General features: G+C 60.9%; 16 protein-coding genes. 8 read left to right on the forward strand and 8 right to left on the reverse strand.

The window, feature by feature from the left end:
- Nucleotides 1-1,773 carry a BatD family protein gene (locus DWU98_RS07425; RefSeq protein ID WP_115494874.1) on the forward strand — a complete coding sequence of 591 codons (1,773 nt, stop codon included), beginning with the start codon at nt 1-3 and terminating at the stop codon, nt 1,771-1,773.
- Here DWU98_RS07425 and DWU98_RS07430 read toward each other — a convergent pair.
- Nucleotides 1,760-2,281: an O-acetyl-ADP-ribose deacetylase gene (locus DWU98_RS07430; protein ID WP_115494876.1), complete on the reverse strand. Its 522-nt coding sequence runs from the start codon at nt 2,279-2,281 to the stop codon at nt 1,760-1,762. The genes DWU98_RS07425 and DWU98_RS07430 overlap by 14 nt on opposite strands.
- A gap of 45 nt (nt 2,282-2,326) precedes the next feature.
- Here DWU98_RS07430 and DWU98_RS07435 point away from each other — a divergent pair, with 45 nt between their 5' ends.
- The gene (locus DWU98_RS07435) at nt 2,327-2,833 is read left to right on the forward strand and encodes a MarR family winged helix-turn-helix transcriptional regulator (RefSeq protein ID WP_115494878.1); all 507 of its coding nucleotides are present in this window, start codon (nt 2,327-2,329) and stop codon (nt 2,831-2,833) included.
- Between the two features lie 52 nt (nt 2,834-2,885).
- Here the strand turns inward: DWU98_RS07435 and DWU98_RS07440 are convergent, their stop codons facing one another.
- From DWU98_RS07440 to DWU98_RS07450, 3 genes are all read right to left on the reverse strand, one after another.
- A complete protein-coding gene (locus tag DWU98_RS07440) occupies nt 2,886-4,331 on the reverse strand; it encodes a M20/M25/M40 family metallo-hydrolase (RefSeq protein WP_115494880.1) in 1,446 nt (481 codons plus the stop codon).
- 87 nt (nt 4,332-4,418) lie between these two features.
- Nucleotides 4,419-4,817 carry a large-conductance mechanosensitive channel protein MscL gene (gene mscL, locus DWU98_RS07445; RefSeq protein WP_115494881.1) on the reverse strand — a complete coding sequence of 133 codons (399 nt, stop codon included), beginning with the start codon at nt 4,815-4,817 and terminating at the stop codon, nt 4,419-4,421.
- A gap of 105 nt (nt 4,818-4,922) precedes the next feature.
- Nucleotides 4,923-5,609, reverse strand: coding sequence for a fumarylacetoacetate hydrolase family protein (locus DWU98_RS07450; protein ID WP_115494883.1), 687 nt, complete (start codon nt 5,607-5,609; stop codon nt 4,923-4,925).
- Nucleotides 5,610-5,950: 341 nt separating this feature from the next.
- Between DWU98_RS07450 and DWU98_RS07455 the strand changes: the two genes are divergently transcribed.
- The 5 genes from DWU98_RS07455 (at nt 5,951) to DWU98_RS07475 (ending at nt 12,501) form a co-directional block, all read left to right on the forward strand.
- Nucleotides 5,951-7,186, forward strand: coding sequence for an efflux RND transporter periplasmic adaptor subunit (locus tag DWU98_RS07455; RefSeq protein ID WP_115494885.1), 1,236 nt, complete (start codon nt 5,951-5,953; stop codon nt 7,184-7,186).
- Between the two features lie 222 nt (nt 7,187-7,408).
- Nucleotides 7,409-8,095, forward strand: coding sequence for an ABC transporter ATP-binding protein (locus DWU98_RS07460; protein WP_115494887.1), 687 nt, complete (start codon nt 7,409-7,411; stop codon nt 8,093-8,095).
- A gap of 11 nt (nt 8,096-8,106) precedes the next feature.
- The gene (locus tag DWU98_RS07465) at nt 8,107-9,276 is read left to right on the forward strand and encodes an ABC transporter permease (protein ID WP_115494889.1); all 1,170 of its coding nucleotides are present in this window, start codon (nt 8,107-8,109) and stop codon (nt 9,274-9,276) included.
- A gap of 14 nt (nt 9,277-9,290) precedes the next feature.
- Nucleotides 9,291-10,607, forward strand: coding sequence for an ABC transporter permease (locus DWU98_RS07470; protein ID WP_115494890.1), 1,317 nt, complete (start codon nt 9,291-9,293; stop codon nt 10,605-10,607).
- Nucleotides 10,608-11,406: 799 nt separating this feature from the next.
- Nucleotides 11,407-12,501 carry a fimbrial protein gene (locus tag DWU98_RS07475; protein WP_147293251.1) on the forward strand — a complete coding sequence of 365 codons (1,095 nt, stop codon included), beginning with the start codon at nt 11,407-11,409 and terminating at the stop codon, nt 12,499-12,501.
- A 70-nt stretch (nt 12,502-12,571) separates the two neighbouring features.
- Here DWU98_RS07475 and yedA read toward each other — a convergent pair whose 3' ends face one another.
- From yedA to DWU98_RS07490, 3 genes are all read right to left on the reverse strand, one after another.
- Nucleotides 12,572-13,477 carry a drug/metabolite exporter YedA gene (gene yedA / locus DWU98_RS07480; RefSeq protein ID WP_115494894.1) on the reverse strand — a complete coding sequence of 302 codons (906 nt, stop codon included), beginning with the start codon at nt 13,475-13,477 and terminating at the stop codon, nt 12,572-12,574.
- Nucleotides 13,478-13,850: 373 nt separating this feature from the next.
- Entirely contained in the window at nt 13,851-14,720 is an 870-nt protein-coding gene (locus DWU98_RS07485) for a methylated-DNA--[protein]-cysteine S-methyltransferase (protein ID WP_115494895.1), read from the reverse strand.
- 68 nt (nt 14,721-14,788) lie between these two features.
- On the reverse strand, nt 14,789-15,067 hold the full coding sequence (locus tag DWU98_RS07490) for a hypothetical protein (protein WP_115494897.1): 279 nt from the start codon (nt 15,065-15,067) through the stop codon (nt 14,789-14,791).
- 76 nt (nt 15,068-15,143) lie between these two features.
- Between DWU98_RS07490 and DWU98_RS07495 the strand changes: the two genes are divergently transcribed.
- Nucleotides 15,144-15,488, forward strand: coding sequence for a Rieske (2Fe-2S) protein (locus tag DWU98_RS07495; RefSeq protein ID WP_115494898.1), 345 nt, complete (start codon nt 15,144-15,146; stop codon nt 15,486-15,488).
- A gap of 188 nt (nt 15,489-15,676) precedes the next feature.
- Here the strand turns inward: DWU98_RS07495 and DWU98_RS07500 are convergent, their stop codons facing one another.
- Entirely contained in the window at nt 15,677-17,494 is a 1,818-nt protein-coding gene (locus tag DWU98_RS07500; RefSeq protein WP_115494899.1) for an SLC13 family permease, read from the reverse strand.
- Between the last annotated feature and the right edge of the window lie 99 nt (nt 17,495-17,593).

Consider the following 17,593-nt stretch of genomic DNA (forward strand, 5'->3'; position numbering starts at 1 on the left):
ATGCGCCGGATATCACACGACCTGCGCACCCTCCAGGCAACGCGCTGGCGCTGGCTGGTGCTGCTCTGCCTGCTCGTGTCGTGGAATGCCTTCGCAACGAGCGTGCAGGCTACGCTGGATCGCAACGATGTACGCCTGGGCGAAACCGTTACGCTCAATCTGCGCATCGACGGCGATGCGAATGTGAATACGCCCAATCTCAGTGCGCTGGATAGCGATTTCGAAGTACTGGGCACATCCACCAACAGCACACTCAATATCGTCAACGGACAGCAGAGCTCCGAGTTGATCATAGGGGTCGCGCTGCGACCCAAGCACACCGGCGATCTGCAGATTCCGTCGTTGACCGTGGCCGGCAACCCAACGCAGCCGCTGACTTTGCACGTCGATCCTCCGGATGCATCGGCTGCCGCCAATGCCGGCAAGGAAGTGTTCGTCGACGTCACAGCGAATCCGAATCACGTTTATGTCGGACAGCAACTGCTCTACACGGTACGCCTCTTCTTCGATGTCAATCTCAACAGCGGCAATCTCGCCGATCCACAAGCCAGTGGCGTGGACCTGCGCAAACTCGGCAATGACGTGGATTACGAGTCGGTGCGCAACGGTCGTCGCTATCACGTCATCGAGCGACGCTATGCGTTGATTCCGCAACGTGCCGGACCGTTGACCATTCCTTCCATCGAATTCCAGGGCGAAGCGACTGACCCCACCAGCCCGAACGATCCGGGTGGCTTCTTCAACCCTGGCGGATTGTTCGGCAACACCACACCGGTGACCGCCGACTCGCCACCCGTCAACATCGATGTGCAAGCGCCGCCACCGGCCTGGGGTAAAACCACATGGTTGCCGGCGCGATCGCTGACGCTCAGCCTCGAAGGCGTGCCCAGCGATAACAAGCTCACCGTAGGCCAGCCACTCAATCTGCGCATGGTCGTGGAAGCGACGGGCCTCTCGGGCGATGCGTTGCCGGAGCTCAGCTTGCCGACGATTGATGGCGCGACGGTGTACCCCGATCAATCCAACACCACGACGCACGACGACGGTCAATGGCTGACCGGGCACCGCGAACGCAGCTTTGCGATTTTTCCGCAACGCACCGGGACACTCACCCTTCCACAAATCACGCTGACCTGGTTCGATGTGCAAACCGGGCAGAAGCGTGTCGCGACGCTGCCTGCGCACAGTTTCAATGTCGTCGCCGCGGGTGGCGCACCTGCTGCAACATCGTCATCGACGCAGCCTGCTGCGATGTCATCGCCGACTGCGGCCAGCAGCGTCGCTTCCTCGCTGGCAGCATCGCCTGCTGCGACGGCGCCGTCGATGGTCTGGCGCTGGGTTGCGTTGGGCAGTATTGCGCTGTGGTTGATCAGCATGGTGCTGTTCGGTGGGTTGTATTGGCGTCGGCGTTCATCGACGCTGGCGTCGGCGCACAAGAAGACCGACGACAGTACCGATTCAGCACGCGCACAACGCCAGGCGTTTACGGATGCCGCGCGCGGCAGCGATCTCGCCGTGCAGGCGCGACGTTTGCTTGCCTGGGCACGCGCCGAGCGGCCTGCTTTGCGAAACCTGGGTGAGGTCGCTGAAGCGCTGGCCTCCGAGGAGCAACGTGCGGCCATCGCGCTGTTGCAGCGTGAGCAGTACGCGAGTGTTTCCGCGCAGAAGCGCATCGATCTCGCCGCTCTCTTTGCCAAGGGGTTTGCGTGGCGGACGGATGACGTCCAGGCAGATTCGCCGCTACCGCCGCTTTATCCGTTCAAGCTTGATTGAGTGTTGCTTGCCAGATTGAGGCCATCCGCTCGTCGAAGCAGCAAAGCTGTACGTCCATCGAGGCATGCGTAGCTGGCAATTCGCGCAGGGTGGCGACGGCGACGCGAGCGGCCTGTTCCGGTGGGTAGCCATACACGCCGCAGCTGATGGCCGGAAAGCCGATGCTTCGAACGCCATGTTCAACGGCCAGCCCGATGCAGGATCGATAACAGTGCGCCAGTGCGGCCGCCTCCCCACGAAGGCCACCGTGCCAAACCGGCCCTACGGTGTGGATGACATAGCGCGCAGGTAACGCGAAACCGGACGTGATGCGCGCCTCCCCGGTAGGGCAGCGCACACCGGGCGCCACTTGCGGCAGAGCCCTGCAAGCTTCGAGCAAGGCCGGGCCGGCCGCGCGGTGGATAGCGCCGTCCACCCCGCCGCCGCCCAGCAGGGCCGGGTTGGCCGCGTTCACGATGGCGTCAACGGCCAAGCGGGTGAGATCGGCGGTAACGACACGCATGGGCATGTTTCGGCTTATGCTTGCATGAAAGCGATACTCAGGCGTTGCATCATGCCAAAGACGGAAGACATTTCCTTCGGTTACTTGCTGAACGACATTACCCTGCTGTTCCGCAAGCATTTTGACCGCCGCGCGGTGAAATTCGGTTTGACGCGTGCACAGTGGCGCGCCACCAAGGTGCTCTATCACCGGGAAGGCCTGCGGCAGACAGAGCTGGCTGAGTTCCTCGAAATGGAGCCGATCGCGGTGGGCCGCGTTATCGACCGCCTGCAGGCAGCCGGCTTCGTGGAGCGGCGGCCCGATCCCAAGGACCGCCGCGCCTGGCGCCTGTACACCACGGCCCAGGCGAGCGAGGTGATCGATGACATGGAGCGCATCGCACACGAATTGCGCCGCGAATGCACCGCTGGCGTCACCTACGAAGAAATGGTGCAGGCGATGAACGTGCTCACACGTTTGAAGGAAAACCTGCAGATGCTCGATGGGGTGGAGCCACCCATGGAAGAGCAGCAGGGCGAGAGCGAGGCGGCCGTTCCTTCAACCCTGCAAGGGCCTTAAATTTCGCACCCTCCCCCGGCTGGCAGGGGAGGGCTGGGAAATGGCGCGGCGGTTATTCTTCCGCCCCGTCGTGCGCAAACGCGCCAGGCGCTGAACCGAAATCACCATTGGCCTGCGCCGCCATGTAGGAGAACACGGCGTACACCGCCACGTTCTGCGCCAACTGCTTCGGATCGATCTTGTCCAGCGTGTCGTTGGCGGTGTGGTGCCAGTCGAAGTAGTAGGTGCCGTCCTGGGTAAGGCTGAGCGCGGCCATGCCTTTACCGTGCATCTGCGAGAGATCCGAGCCGCCGCCGCCAGGCCGCTTGGGGTCATAGGCCACGCCGATCGGTGCCAGCACCTTGGCGATCTGCTCGATGGCACCGCGCGCTTGCGGCTTGACGCTGGCGCTCATGCGCCAGACGGGACCTGAGCCGAAGTCCGACTCGCTGCCGAGCTGGAACGTGCTGACGTCGGCCGCGTGCTTCTCTGCGTAGGCTCGACCGCCCCACAGGCCCATTTCCTCGTTTGCGAACGCGATCACGCGGATGGTGCGTTCGGGGCGTTGCGGCAGGTCGTGGATCACCTTGGCCGCGCCTGCCGCGATCGCCACGCCAGCGCCATCGTCGATGGCACCGGTGCCAGGATCCCAGGAATCCAGATGCCCGCCGATGGCGACGACCTGGTCGGGGTATTTGCTGCCGGTGATCTCGCCGATCACATTCGCGCCGGTGTATTGCCCTTCGATGCCGCAATCCAGATCAAGCTTGACCGTGACCGGCTTGCCATAGGCCAGCACGCGCTCGAGCTGATCGGCGTCCGGGTTGGAGAGCGCGGCGGCGGGAATGCCTTTGTCGCCCGGCTTGAAGCCGGTGACGCCGGTATGCGGTATGCGTTCGTTCGCATCGGTGCCGGCCGAGCGCAGGAGATAGCCGGCGGCGCCTTTGGCCTCGGCGATGACCGGCCCTGCCACGCGGATCGGCGAGCCGATGCGGCCGTAATCGCGTCCATCCTTGTACCGCTGCATACGTTCGCCGATATAGACGATCTTGCCTTTGACGGTGGCCGGATCGGCGGCCTTCAAGGCATCAAGGTTGGGAAATTGCACGACCTGCGCGGTCAAGCCGCCTTTGGGCGTGCCCGGCGAATAGCCCAGCGCGATCAGCGTGAGTGGCTGCGGAAAGGGCGCAACGATCGCGCCGTGCTCGCTGTGGCGTACCCACAGTGGGTAGGTCACCGGTTCGGTGTACACCTTATCGAAGCCCAGCGCCTTGAATTTCGCGATCATCCACGCGCGTGCGCGCGGATCGTTCGGGCCGCCGGCGAGGCGTGCGCCGATCTCGGTGGTGAGGCCTTCCACCAGCTTGTAGGCGGTGTCGTCATGCATGGCCTTATCGCGCAATTGCTCGGCCGTCTGCACGGCTGCCGCGGGGATGGTGGTGGGCGCATCCGCGGCGCAAGCAAGGCCGGTAGCCAGCATCAGGCTGGCGGCGAGCAGTGTGAGGGAAGGACGATGCATGGGCGACTCCTGATGACGAGCCTCGCATTATGAGACTCGCATCAGGGCACGCTTAGGCCGAAAGTCATGCCCGTGCAGGCAGGCCGATTATTTGTTTTTCAGCAAATCGCGAATTTCCGTGAGCAGCGCCACTTCCGGCGGCGTGGCTGCAGCGGCCTTGGTATAGAACTTATTGACGATCTTCACCAGGATGAAGATGGCGAACGCCACAATCACGAAGGCAATGATGGCGTTGATGAAGCTGCCGTAGCCGACCGCCACTTCCGGAATCTTATGCGCGGGATTGCTGTTGTCGGCGGGCCTGATCACCCATTTCATCGCGGAAAAATCGATACCGCCGGTCGCCCAGCCGAGCGGCGGCATGATGATGTCATTGACCAGCGACGTCACGATTTTGCCGAACGCCGCACCAATGACCACACCCACTGCCATGTCGACCACGTTGCCGCGCATGGCAAATTCCTTGAACTCCCGCAACATGCTCATTGTCGTCTCCCAGGTTATGTGCCCGATGGCGTGATGGACTGTAACGATGCTCCGATTAATACCTCGTGGGCGGCCTCATGGATCCATCGCGACGATAACCCTTCATCACACGATGCGCCCTTCAAGTACCGCAATATGTTCCAGTTCTGCACGAAAGTGATCGCCGCGCGCGAGCGCCGCAACCCCTGCCGGCGTACCGGTGAACAGCAGATCGCCTGGCTTGAGTTCGAACAGCGTCGAGAGCGTGACGATGATATCCACGACACTGTGCACCATCTCCCCCAGGCGACCTTGCTGACGCAACGTGCCGTTTACATCCAGGCTGATGCGCGTGTCGGCGTGAGGCGAGGCCTCCTGCGCCATGCGCAAGGCGGACACCGGCGCGGAATGATCGAACGCCTTGGCTACGTCCCAAGGGTGCGCTTTGGCCTTCGCCAATGACTGCAGATCGCGCCGGGTCAGGTCAAGCCCGACGCCATAACCGAAGATGGCCGCCGTCGCCTGTGCGGCATCCAGGTTTTTGCCGCCGGCCTTCAAGGCCACCACCATCTCTACTTCGTGATGAAGATCAGACGTGGCCGATGGATACGGTACATCGGCGCCGTCAGCGACCACCGCGTCGGCCGGCTTGCAGAAAAACATCGGTGCCGAGGCATCCACCGCCGCGCCCATCTCACGTGCATGTTCGGCGTAATTGCGGCCGATGCAGAACACGCGGCGAACAGGAAAGCGCTCCTCGCTGCCGAGGATGGGCAGGCTAGGAATGGCGGGGGGATCGATGACGTAGCACATGCAATAGGTTCCTGATTAGCGTCGGGCTCTTGGCCACGCAAAGGCCTGCTTCTGCAAGGAGGTTAGCAGCTCTGTACGGCCGGTTGGGAGGAAGGCAGCCATGACAGGTATTTCTCAAATGTCAGCAGTCAATGCACGCCATAGCGCGAAGTCAATCCCACGCAAGGAAAAATGCGGCAGCCTATGCAACCTTGTGCGAGGGGTGGCGATGATGTCGATTCGCTGCTTCCTCGCGCGTCATAGACATGACAGATGTCATCGGCAAGGGTTGATGAGCGCACGTAGCGGCTAAATGCCAGGCTCGTTATCGTGCATGCATCGGGGACAACGGGATAAAAAGCGTGAGCAACACCGATCTTCTGAAGGAACTGCGGATCGAGCGTCATCAGCGCGATGACCACGGAAAGGGTTCAGGCCGCTGGCCGTGGATCATTGGCGTGGTTGTGCTGGTGTTACTGGCGGCGGGCGCAGGCATCTGGTGGTGGTCCGGTCACCGTGCCGTATCGGTGCATGTTGCGCAGGCCGTCGCGGCCAGTGCCGACCCTTCCGCCGGCGCGGTGCTGCAGGCGACCGGTTATGTCACCGCACGCCGTCAAGCGACCGTATCGGCCCAGATCACCGGCACGCTCACTGCGGTGTTGATCGAAGAAGGCGATCACGTCAAGGACGGCCAGATCCTGGCAAAGCTCGACGATAGCCAATACAAAGCCGCACTCGACACGGCGGTGGCGCAAGCCAAGGCGGCGCATGCATTGGTGAATCAATATCAAGTGCAGTTGGCGCAGAACCTGCGTGATGCATCGCGCGATGAAACGCTGGCCAAGCAAGGGCTGGTATCCAAACAGGCCGCCGAGCAGGCACGCACGCTCGCCGACAGTGCGCGCGCGCAACTCATCTCGCAGCAGAAGAATGCGGTTGCGATGGATGCGCAAGTGGTCGAGGCGCAGGTCAACTACGATTACTGCTACATCCGTGCGCCATTCGACGGCGTGATCACCACCAAGGATGCGCAGGTCGGCGAAGTGGTGTCGCCGTTCTCCGCTGGCGGCGGTTTTACGCGCACCGGCGTTGGCACCATCGTGGATATGGATTCATTGGAAGTCGATGTCGACGTCAACGAGGCGTACATCGGCCGCGTCACCCCCAGCATGCCGGCCGAAGCCGTGCTCGATGCCTATCCGGATTGGCGTATCCCCGCGCACGTCATCGCGATCGTGCCGGCAGCCGATCGCGGCAAAGCCACCGTGAAAGTGCGTGTGGCGCTGGAAAAGAAGGATGCTCGTCTCGTCCCGGACATGGGGGTGCGCGTTTCCTTCCTGGAAACAAAACCGGCTGTGGCGACACAAGCGCCCAAGGGTGTGCTCGTGCCGGCCAAAGCCATCGTAAAGCGCGATGGCAACGACAGCGTATTCATCGCTTCGAATGGCAAGGTACATCGGCAGGCCGTGCAGCCAGCGACGCAGGCGTTTGGTGACATGCGCCTGATACCCGATTCGGTGAATGTGGGCGACAACGTCGTGGTATCGCCGCCGGATGATCTGCACGACGGCTCGAACGTAAGCGTGCGAACGCCATGAATCCGCGCGCGCCGGTTTTCTTTCAGTGTAGGAATCTGCGCAGTTTCCTGCGTAGAAGTCCTGCCTTGTCGTCATTCCGGCCTTCGCCGGAATGACGGTCAAGTAAACGTAGATAGCACCGCAAGGTATGCAGACGGGTAGGCAGCTTGCGGGCAAGGGCAAGACATAGGCGGCGTGCATTTCTGACACACGTCCAATGCATTCACTCGGGAGGTTGTAGCTATGGGTACGTTGATCGAGATCCGCGATCTTTCCAAAGTCTATGAACGCGGCAGGCAGCGAGTCGAAGTACTGCACCACATCAATCTCAACATTGCCGAAGGCGATTTCCTCGCACTGATGGGCCCGTCCGGTTCCGGTAAGACGACGCTGCTCAATCTGACGGGTGGCCTCGACACGCCAAGTGGTGGCAGCATCACCGTCGGCGGAGCGCGGATTGACCAACTGGGTGCCGGTGCGCTTGCGCGTTGGCGCGCATCGAACGTGGGCTTCGTGTTCCAGTTCTACAACCTCATGCCGATGCTGAGTGCACAGCGCAATGTCGAGCTGCCGCTATTGCTGACCAAGCTCTCGGGCGCGCAGCGGCGCAAGAATGCGGCCATCGCGTTGCAGCTGGTGGGCCTGGCGGATCGCGCTTCACACAAGCCGTCCGAACTTTCCGGTGGTCAGCAACAGCGCGTGGCGATCGCGCGCGCCATCGTGTCCGATCCGACCTTGCTGGTCTGCGACGAGCCTACGGGCGATCTGGATCGCCAATCGGCTGAAGAAGTGCTGGGCCTGCTGCGTCAGCTCAATCGCGAGCATGGCAAAACCATCGTGATGGTGACCCACGATCCGAAGGCCGCGGAGTATGCCGATCACACGCTGCATCTGGATAAGGGCACGCTGGTCGAACAGGCTGTGGCCTGAGGAGGTTTGCGATGAAATACCTTCATCTCATCTGGGCGGCGCTGTTCAGGCGCAAGGCGCGGACCTTTCTTACGCTGGTATCGATCGCGGCGGCGTTTTTGTTGTTCGGGATGCTGGATGCCGTGCGTACCTCGTTCGATCAGGCCGGCAAGAGCGCCAATGGCGCGCAGCGCTTGCAGACCGGATCCAAGCTATCGTTCATCGATACCTTGCCGCAGGGTTTGGGTGTGCAGATCGCCACCGTGCCTGGCGTGAAGTCGGTGGCTTATTCCAACTGGTTCGGCGGTGCCTATCAGGATCCGCACAATCAGGTCTTCACGTTCGCCGTGAGCGACAACTACATCGACCAGTACCCGGAAGTTTCGGTCAGCACCGATGCGCGCAAGGCGTTCATGGATACGCGCACGGGCATTCTGGTCGGCGACAAGTTGATGGAGAAATATCACTGGAAGATCGGCGACCAGATTCCGCTGCAATCGAACATTTTTCCGCAGCAGAATGGCAGCAAGGACTGGACCTTCAACATTGTTGGCGTGCTTCATCCCACCGAATCCAGTGTGGCGTTCTATAGCCAGATCATCCTGATGCACTGGAAGTACTTCGACGATGCGGTGATGAAGGGTTACAACAATGGCCAGGTTGGTTGGTTCGTCACACGCGTCAATGACGTGAACCAGGCCGACAAGGTGGCCAGAGCCATTGATGCGCTTTCCGCCAATTCCGATCATGAGACACGCACACAGACCGAAGCGGCTGCGACGGCGTCCTGGATGAAGCAGTTGGCGGATATCGGACTGATCGTCGGTTCGATCATGGGGGCAGTGTTCTTTACGCTCCTTTTGCTTACCGGCAACACGATGATGCAAGCGGTGCGTGAACGCACGTCAGAGTTGGCGGTGCTGAAGACGCTGGGTTTTTCCGATCGCGGCGTGCTGAGCATGGTGCTGGCCGAATCCGTGCTGATGGTGCTCCTGGGTGGCGTGATCGGTATTGGGTTGGCGGCATTGCTGATTCCAGGCGTGAGCGCGAGCAGCGGTGGCATGCTGAATCTGCCGACGGTGGGTACCAGTAGCTGGTTGCTGGGCATCGTGCTGATGGTGGTGATCGGCCTGATCGTAGGCGTCATTCCCGCATGGCGGGCGATGCGTCTGAACATCGTCGATGCGCTGGCCGGTCGATAACAGGAGACAAGGACATGAAGTTTCTATTCAATCTCGTGGTGCTGGTGCTCCTGATTATCGCGCTATGTCTGTGGGTGGCGTTGCCATGGTATGGGGTGGCTGCGCTGGCTGTGATATTCGTCGTGTGGATGGCGATCAGCCGTCGGGGCCGACAAGCTGCATCTGTTACCGGCGTGGGCGTCAGCACGCTCAGGCAGCGCTTGGGTTCTTCGTCAGTGGTCGTGATCGGCATTGCCGGCGTCGTGGCGGTGCTGGTCGCGCTGCTGGCGATGGGCGAAGGCTATAGCGAAACGCTGCGCAAAACCGGCAGCGACGATACGGCCATCGTGCTGCGTGGCGGTTCGGCCAGCGAAGTAAGTTCCGTGTTGACTCGCGATAGCATTCTGGTGATCGAACAAGCCCCCGGCATTGCGCGCGACAAGCAGGGCAAACCGATCGCTTCGGGTGAGATCGTGGTGGCGGCCAACTTACCGGTCAAAGGCGGTGCGCCGGACGATGAAGGCAGCGTGCAAGTGCGCGGCGTTGGCGATCAGGCATGGGCGCTGCGCCCCAACGTGAAGATCATCGCCGGCCGCGCGTTCCAGCCGGGCATGCGCGAACTGGTGGTCGGGCAGGGTGCCCAGCGGCAGTTCGCGGGGCTGGAGCCAGGGCATGAGGTGAAGCTCGGCACGCAGACCTGGAACGTGGTCGGTGTATTTGCCTCGGATGATGCGTACGACTCGGAAATCTGGGGCGATGCCAACGTCATCGCGGAAACCTATCGCCGTGGCAGCAGCCGCACCTCGGTTTTCGCCAAGCTTACCGATACCAAAGGCTTCGATACGTTCAAGGCAGCGTTGGCGAGCGACCCGCGTTTGCAGGTGGATGTGGATACCACGCTCAACTACTTCAGCAAGCAATCCGAAGGCATGAGCAAGGTGATGCGCGTGATGGGCATTACCGTAGGTTCGATCATGGCCATTGGCGCCATCTTCGGTGCGCTCAATACCATGTTCGCCGCCGTCGCTGCGCGCGCACGCGAAATCGCCACGTTGCGCGCCATCGGCTTCCGGGGCGTGCCGGTGGTGGTGGCGGTCATGCTGGAAACCATGATGCTGGCCTTGCTTGGTGGCGTGGTCGGTGGCTTGCTCGCGTGGCTGATATTCAACGGATGGACTGCATCCACCTTGGCGGCCGGCACCACCGGGCAACTTGCATTCACGTTCAGCGTAACGCCGTCCCTGCTCTGGGAGGGGCTGAAGTGGGCGCTGGCGATCGGCTTTGTCGGCGGATTGTTTCCAGCATTGCGTGCCGCACGCTTGCCCGTTACCACTGCTTTGCGTGAGCTGTGACGCCGTCAGTGTGTCTACCCGTTCTTCCGTCCTTCCCCGGTGTGCGGGGAAGGGTCGTTTTATCTGTCGTGTGCCGATCGGATTCGTTCAAGTAGCTTGCGGCCCGAGAGACTACAAACGGCGACTTACCCTGCGGCGCCTCGCCATTGGTTTTATCGCTTCGTTAAAACGTTGATCGGCAATGCGCGTGCTTGCGCTGGATAGCCAAGCACCGATCGCCCTGCGTTCAATGCGCGCATCAATAGGGTGGCGTGCGCGCGCATTTTTTCCCGCGAAGCCTATAGGCGGTGGAAACGGTAACTCCCCATGCGCCGGGAATGGCGCATTGGGTGAAGTAACTATGTAACGCCATACGCAATGGCGAAGGCACCATCATCTATCGCACGGACGGTCATGCATACGCGTCATGCGCGTATCGCGGCCCACAAGCCGATAGGGCGATAGGGATGGTCTTGGCAATGAGTGAGTACGGTTCTGGCTAAGCGTGCTCTTTTTGCGCGGCGTCCGGTGAATCGGTGCATGTCGTCGATCGCTGCACGATCCGCCTTGGGAGGGACTAATCTTTTTTCAGAATTTCCTGATAGTGAATCGAGCAACGCTGTGGATAATTGCGCGGTTGCCCATGGATGAAATATCGGAATTGTTCCAGCAGCGAGGCTTCGTGTCGAATGTCCTCAAAGACCTGCATCGTGCTGTGCCGTGTGGTCCGTTCGCGTTCTTACTGGCGTGGTGCAGCGTTGCAGTTGAACATGCATCAAATCATTTGACGCTTTTAAGAAAAAAATGAAAAGGATCGAACTTGATCACCATGTCAGCGAACAAGCAAATTTATGATTTTTTATCGCTAGCTGACTTGCGATGCGATGGATCTCTTCGTGATGGGAAACGGAAAATGGAATTTTGCAATGTGAAATTGTTACTCCGCTCAAGCGCACTGCGTGGTTTGCTCTTGGCGCTTGGGTTCGTTGGCATGCTTCTGCTCGGGCAGAATGCACGCGCGCAGGGTTGCCTGACAACGCCGTCTGGGAATACGAGTCAAACTTATAGTGTGCCAACCCCGCTGACCTTTGACCCAAAGACGCCAAACGGTACGGTGCTCTTTAGCCGAACGGTGACCTTTCCTGGCTTTAACGTGAGCTGTATCGGAGCGACGGCGACGTTGGTCTATTCGTTTGCAGGACTCATAGCTCCAACGAATGGTGTATTTCCGATAGCAGCAGGAGGGCAGCCAGCCTACATCGGAGTGCGCGTCACGTTTAATGGTTCGCCGGTGACCTCCAACCCGGTCACCGCCAGGACGATCTCGGGAAACGTGAATATAGGGTCGAATACCTATACATACGAATTTATCAAGATGGGGCAGCCGCCCTCTAACGTGACCAACCTTTTGATGCCATGGGTAAAGGCCGATGTGCTATTAAATGGGACTAACAATCTTGCAGAACCCAATTATTGGGCACCTAGTTCATCGTTAACCATCATTCCGTTGGTCCGGACATGCACAACCACCACGTCTAATATCACGATCCCATTGGGAAGCGTGGCGGCCCGCACACTCGGCGCCATCGGCAGTACCTCGCCAACGAGCAGTCCGCAGAGCATTTCCCTTAGCTGCAGCAACAATCCAAGTGTCAGCATGGTATTGAAGGCCACCCAGGCTGCGGGTCAAAGCAATAACACGGTAGTAGGCCTCACTTCCGCATCATTGGCGCAGGGCGTGGGCGTGCAATTGCTTTACAACAATAACCCTCTGGCGATTAATGGCTCGGTCACGATCAGCAATGCGGCCGGTGCGACCTTAAACGTGCCGATCGCGGCCCGCTATTACCGCACGGGAGCTTTGACCCAAGGTTCGGCGAACGCCGCTGTAACCTTGCAATTCACCTACAACTGAACGTTCAAACACATGATGTCGATGCATTTGACGCCATGTGTGAGTCGCGCGCACCAACCACTCAGTGCATTCACCGCCGCCGCGCCAACGTAATGATGACCACGCCGAGCAGGATCACGGCCATGCCGGCGAGGTCGTAGGGGCCTACCTTCTCACCCAGCAGCAACACGCCAAACAACACGGCGATAGGTGGATTGACATAGGCATAGCTGGTCGCAAACGCGGGCCTTGCATGCTTGAGTACATAAAGATAGGCACTGAATGCAACGAGTGAGCCGAACACGACCAGATAGGCAGCGGCCAACGTAGCGTGCACGGTGGGATGCGATGGTAACCGCTCGCCGCTTGAAAGACCGACGATAAGAAGTGCAATGCTGCCGCAGAGCATTTGCGCTGCCGTGTTCATCATGCCTACTGGCATGTCTTGGCGACGGCTCCACACGGAGCCGAACGCCCATGCCATGGATGCAACGATGAGCGCGACAGCGCCAATATGCGAACCGGATAACGCGCTGCCGAAATTGAGGACAATCACGCCGACGAAACCAATCAGCAGGCCAAGCGTTTCGCGTCGTGTTGCCCACTCTCCATACAAGCCTGTAAAGACGGCTGCAAACAGCGGCATGGTGGCAACCGCGACCGCGGAAATACCCGAACTCACGCTTTCTTCGGCATAGCACACCAGGCCATTGCCAAAACCCAGCAGCAACACGCCCGTTACGGCTGCGTTCCGCCACTGGCGCGCGTTGGGAAGCGCTGTTCCGCGTAAGCGCAGATAGCCAAACAGCAGCAAGCCGGCGATGGCGAAGCGAACCCCGGCAAGCAGGAAGGGCGGGTAGCTCTCCAGCGCGATGCGTATGCCCAGGTACGTGGAGCCCCAGATGATGTACAGCGCGAACATCGACAGAGGCACCCAGGTGCCTGCGCGGTTTTGCGCGTGCGTTGTGGAAAGCGTGTTGGTGGCGGAGTCGTTCATGAGATGTCTGCTGGGCGGCAGACGTAACGATACCTGGGTGGCGGGTATCGCAGTAGCGAAAGGCTTGCAAGATTGCGTTGATGGGCAGTCAAAGCATGGGCGATGCAGCCCTGTCTGTGCATCCTCGTGAAGGATTTTCAGTGCCTCAGCGTCATTCCGGCGAAGGCTGGAATCCAGTACAAATACGCGTCCGAAGGACACAAGATTCTTGTGTTGAGTGCTGCGCACGACATGTTTGCACTGGATGCCTCGCTTCTCAATGCCGGCATCAATGTGCCCTCCCCGCCTACTGGCCTTCGCCGGAATGACGGTGAGGCAAGGTTGTTGTGGGCGGAAATATTAGTGATCAATGTCCGGAGAGGGTGGATTGAGATCAGGGGGATTCGCCCGCGTTACGCTGCTCTTCCTGTGCCAACAACGCGCGCTTGCGCTCCACGCCCCAACGCCACCCGCCTGGCGAGCCATCCTCGCGCACGATGCGGTGACATGGAACGATCAGTGCCAGTCGATTGTTGCCGCAGGCCTGGCCCACCGCGCGCGCTGCACCCGGCTTGCCGATTTCCGCGGCAAGTTCGCCATAGCTTTTGGTGATGCCGGCGGGGATACGCGTCAGCGCTTCCCACACGCGCCATTGAAATGCTGTGGCGGCGACATCGAGCGGCGGCATATCCGGCGCTTCGCGATCGCTCCAGCCCAGCTGGCTTGCGATACGGGCGATCACGGCATCCAGCCATTCTTCGCGGCCGTTGTCGACGCGCTCGCGGCTGGCTTTTGGAAATTCATCGGCCAGCCGTTGTTCCAGTTCTTCATCGTTCGCACCGAGCGTCACCGCGCAGATACCTTTCGCGGTGGCCGCCACCAGCAACTGGCCTAGCGGTGTGCCAGTCGTGGTGTAACGGATGCTCGCGCCTGCACCGCCCGCGCGATAGCTGGCCGGCGTCATGCCGAGCAGGCGATTGGTATGTTCATACACGCGGCTGCCGGAACCGAAACCGGCGTCGTAGACCGCGTCGGTGACGGCTGCGCCTTCACGCAGCGCACTTTTGAACTGGCCGAAGCGACGCGCGCGATGGTATTCGGCAGGACTCATCCCATAGCGGCGCCGAAATGCCCGTTGAAGATGACTCGGGCTCAGTTTGGCTGCATGCGCCAAGGCGTTGAGCGAGGGCGCTTCTGTGGCGCGCTCGATCAGCGCGCGGACGCGTTCCAGCGGAGCTTCAAGGGTGGCGAGGGAGGTGCGCATGACAGTACCCGAAGGGGATTTGCCGTCAGCTTAGAGGGGCTGCCCAGATGCAGCTATCCGAATCTTGCTTAGTGATGTGTCACCGGGCGGGAGCTGTGGATGACCACGTATTCGCCTTCCAGCACTTCCGGCTGGCGAGCCTGCTGAGGGGCGGCACCGGGTACTGCGGCGCGACCGCGCTTCCATTGCCGCCATACCAGCCACAGTGCACCGCCAACGGTCAGCACGCCGGCGACAACCAGCCCGAATACCATCAGCACGCCGATCACAACCAACCCCAGCACCACAGACAACGCCTGGGCGAGCGGGTGACGGCGACGATGCAGGAACGGTAGAACGACGCGCATGTTAAAAATCCGTATGGTAAAATCAACGACTTACGTGCGTAACGATGAGGCCACGGGGCCTCCAAGACAAGTGCCGATGGAAACAGCCGCCAACCCGCGCCGTCTATGCCGGCTCCATGAGATGCCCGACGGCGAAGCGATCGCGCTGGACGTAGCGCTGCCGGAGGGCGTAGAGAGCGTGATCCTTTTGCGGCGGGGCGAACACGTCAATGGGTGGCTGAACATTTGCCCGCATGCGGGCAGGCGGCTGGATTGGGCGCCGGGTAAATTTCTGCTTTCCAAAGGCATGCTGGTGTGTGCCGCGCATGGTGCATGTTTCAACACGGACAACGGGGCATGCGTGAGTGGTCCGTGCCGGGGTGAAAGCTTGCGGGCGATACCGGTGCGCGTGGAACACGGAGATGTCGTGCTGGACGCGTAATGCGCTTTGCGCACTGGCTCTTCGCCGCTGCAGGTTTCTCCAGGACGTGTCTCGGCGTCACTCCGGCGAGACGAATACCACTGTTTGTGCGCTCGGGATGGCTCGCCGGGCAGTAGTTGTTTCTTGCCGTCATTCCCGCTTTTTCGGGAATGACGGCCTTGAAGAGAATATAAGCGGCCCCGCTGGCATCAACGGTACATAAGGTTGATGGCCACCAGCGTGATCACCAGCACGATAAACGTGAGGGGCACGCCCGCGCGCAGGAAGTCCCTGCTGCGGTAGTCGCCGGGGCCGGTCACCATCATCAGCGCCGGATGGCCGGAACTCAGCAAAAACGTGTTGGACGAGGACACCGCCACAATCAACGCATAGGCCGACGGATTGCCGCCGGTCGCCACCGCCACGCTGATCGCCACCGGCACCATCATCACCGTCGCGCCGACGTTGGACATCACCTGCGAGAACAGCAAGGTGAGAATCGCCAGCGACGTCTGCAGGACCCACGGCGATGCGTGCCCCAAATGCAGCAATACTTCCTGCGCTACCCATGCGGCGGTGCCGGTGGAATCCATCGACCAACCCAGCGGAATCAGGCAGGCGGTAACGAAGATGGTTTTCCAGTTCACGGCCCGGTACGCCTCGTCCATGTTCAGCACGCCCGAAAGCAGCATGCCGACCGCACCCGTCATCATGGCAATGGAAAGGTCCAGGTTGGTGAACAAGGCAAGGCTTTTGGCCAGCAGAAAGAAACCGACCGCCTGCCATATTTTGTTCGGGCGCTGCTCTTCGCGCGGGATATCGGTAACGACGACGAGATCTTTGTCTTCGGAGACGTCCTGCAGGGCTTTCCAGCTCGAATGCAGCACCAATGTATCGCCGGTGCGCAGGCTCACAGCGCGCAGATCGTCGCGATAGACCTGATCGCCGCGCGTCACCGCCAGCACGGAGATCCCGTAGCGCTTGCGTAAACGCAATTCGCCGACCGACTGCTTGAGGAAGCGCGAGTTGGGCGGAATCACCGCTTCGGAAATACCCGCGCGCGTGGGATTGAACAGCTCGCCCAATTGCCGCATGCGCGGCGATACGCGGCAGAGCTGATTGTTGGCGAAGCGATTGAGTTCATCGCGCGGGCCCAACACGCCTAGCACCGAACCGACCCAGATCACCTGATCGGCCGGCGGCGCCATGCGCGCGTCGTTGCCGCTCTTGATCGCCAGGATCAGCGGCGCACCATGCAATTGCTCCACTTCGCCGATGCTCATGCCGACCAGCGGGCTTTCGGCGGTGACGGTGAGTTCCGCCGTTTCACCGACAATGCCGTAGGTTTCGGCGAAGTAGCTTTCGGTACGGCCCGGCGTCACCTTTTGCCGTTCGTCCTCGCGGTTAGGCAACAGCTTGTTGGTGTAGAGGTAGAAGAACAGCACACCCGCCACGGCCAGCGCCAAGCCCACCGGAGTGACGCTGAAGAGTCCGAACTTAGGTACCGTTTGCGCACCGGGGGGTAGGTTGGCGTTGGCGCTGGCGATCAGGTCGTTGAGCACGATCAGCGGCGAGTTCGCGATCAGCGTGGTGTTGGTGGCGGTGAGAATGCAGAACGCCATCGGCAGCAGCAGGCGCGAAATCGGCACGCCGGTGCGTGCGGACAGACGGCTGGTGACGGGAATCATCAGCGCCGCGAGGGCCTGGCTTGGGATCACCGCGCTGAAGAGGCTGGTGACGGCGTTGATCACCAACCCAAGGCGGGACTCCTTGCCACGCGCCATGCGCATCACGAATTGCGCGGTGAGGCCGAGCACGCCGGCACGATCCAGCCCGGCGCCCATGATCATGATCGCCATGATGGCGATCACGGCGTTACCGGCAAAACCATTGAACACGCGGTCGGAGGGAATCAGGCCGGTAAGGCCGATCACCACCACCACCAGCAGCGCCACCATGTCGGCGCGGATCCACTCCAGCACCAGCATGAGCATGGTGAAGCACACCAGCCCCAGCACGAGAATCATCTCGGGGGTAAGGGTCAGCGCCACTGTCGACCGTCCCTGGCGGGCGCTTGGGGCTGTATGCGTCGGGGCAACGATTGCTTCACGCGATGACTCATCCCT

The sequence above is a fragment of the Dyella monticola genome (genome assembly GCF_003363155.1).
GTDB lineage: Bacteria > Pseudomonadota > Gammaproteobacteria > Xanthomonadales > Rhodanobacteraceae > Dyella_B > Dyella_B monticola.

Excerpts from the sequence above, each read along its gene's own strand:
- DWU98_RS07470 (WP_115494890.1), top strand. The coding sequence starts at position 9,291 with ATGAAGTTTCTATTCAATCTCGTGGTGCTGGTGCTCCTGATTATCGCG.
- DWU98_RS07465 (WP_115494889.1), top strand. The coding sequence starts at position 8,107 with ATGAAATACCTTCATCTCATCTGGGCGGCGCTGTTCAGGCGCAAGGCG.
- DWU98_RS07435 (WP_115494878.1), top strand. The coding sequence starts at position 2,327 with ATGCCAAAGACGGAAGACATTTCCTTCGGTTACTTGCTGAACGACATT.
- DWU98_RS07440 (WP_115494880.1), bottom strand. The coding sequence starts at position 4,331 with ATGCATCGTCCTTCCCTCACACTGCTCGCCGCCAGCCTGATGCTGGCT.
- DWU98_RS07495 (WP_115494898.1), top strand. The coding sequence starts at position 15,144 with ATGGAAACAGCCGCCAACCCGCGCCGTCTATGCCGGCTCCATGAGATG.
- DWU98_RS07425 (WP_115494874.1), top strand. The coding sequence starts at position 1 with ATGCGCCGGATATCACACGACCTGCGCACCCTCCAGGCAACGCGCTGG.
- yedA (WP_115494894.1), bottom strand. The coding sequence starts at position 13,477 with ATGAACGACTCCGCCACCAACACGCTTTCCACAACGCACGCGCAAAAC.
- DWU98_RS07500 (WP_115494899.1), bottom strand. The coding sequence starts at position 17,494 with ATGATTCTCGTGCTGGGGCTGGTGTGCTTCACCATGCTCATGCTGGTG.
- DWU98_RS07485 (WP_115494895.1), bottom strand. The coding sequence starts at position 14,720 with ATGCGCACCTCCCTCGCCACCCTTGAAGCTCCGCTGGAACGCGTCCGC.
- DWU98_RS07430 (WP_115494876.1), bottom strand. The coding sequence starts at position 2,281 with ATGCCCATGCGTGTCGTTACCGCCGATCTCACCCGCTTGGCCGTTGAC.
- DWU98_RS07490 (WP_115494897.1), bottom strand. The coding sequence starts at position 15,067 with ATGCGCGTCGTTCTACCGTTCCTGCATCGTCGCCGTCACCCGCTCGCC.
- DWU98_RS07460 (WP_115494887.1), top strand. The coding sequence starts at position 7,409 with ATGGGTACGTTGATCGAGATCCGCGATCTTTCCAAAGTCTATGAACGC.
- DWU98_RS07450 (WP_115494883.1), bottom strand. The coding sequence starts at position 5,609 with ATGTGCTACGTCATCGATCCCCCCGCCATTCCTAGCCTGCCCATCCTC.
- mscL (WP_115494881.1), bottom strand. The coding sequence starts at position 4,817 with ATGAGCATGTTGCGGGAGTTCAAGGAATTTGCCATGCGCGGCAACGTG.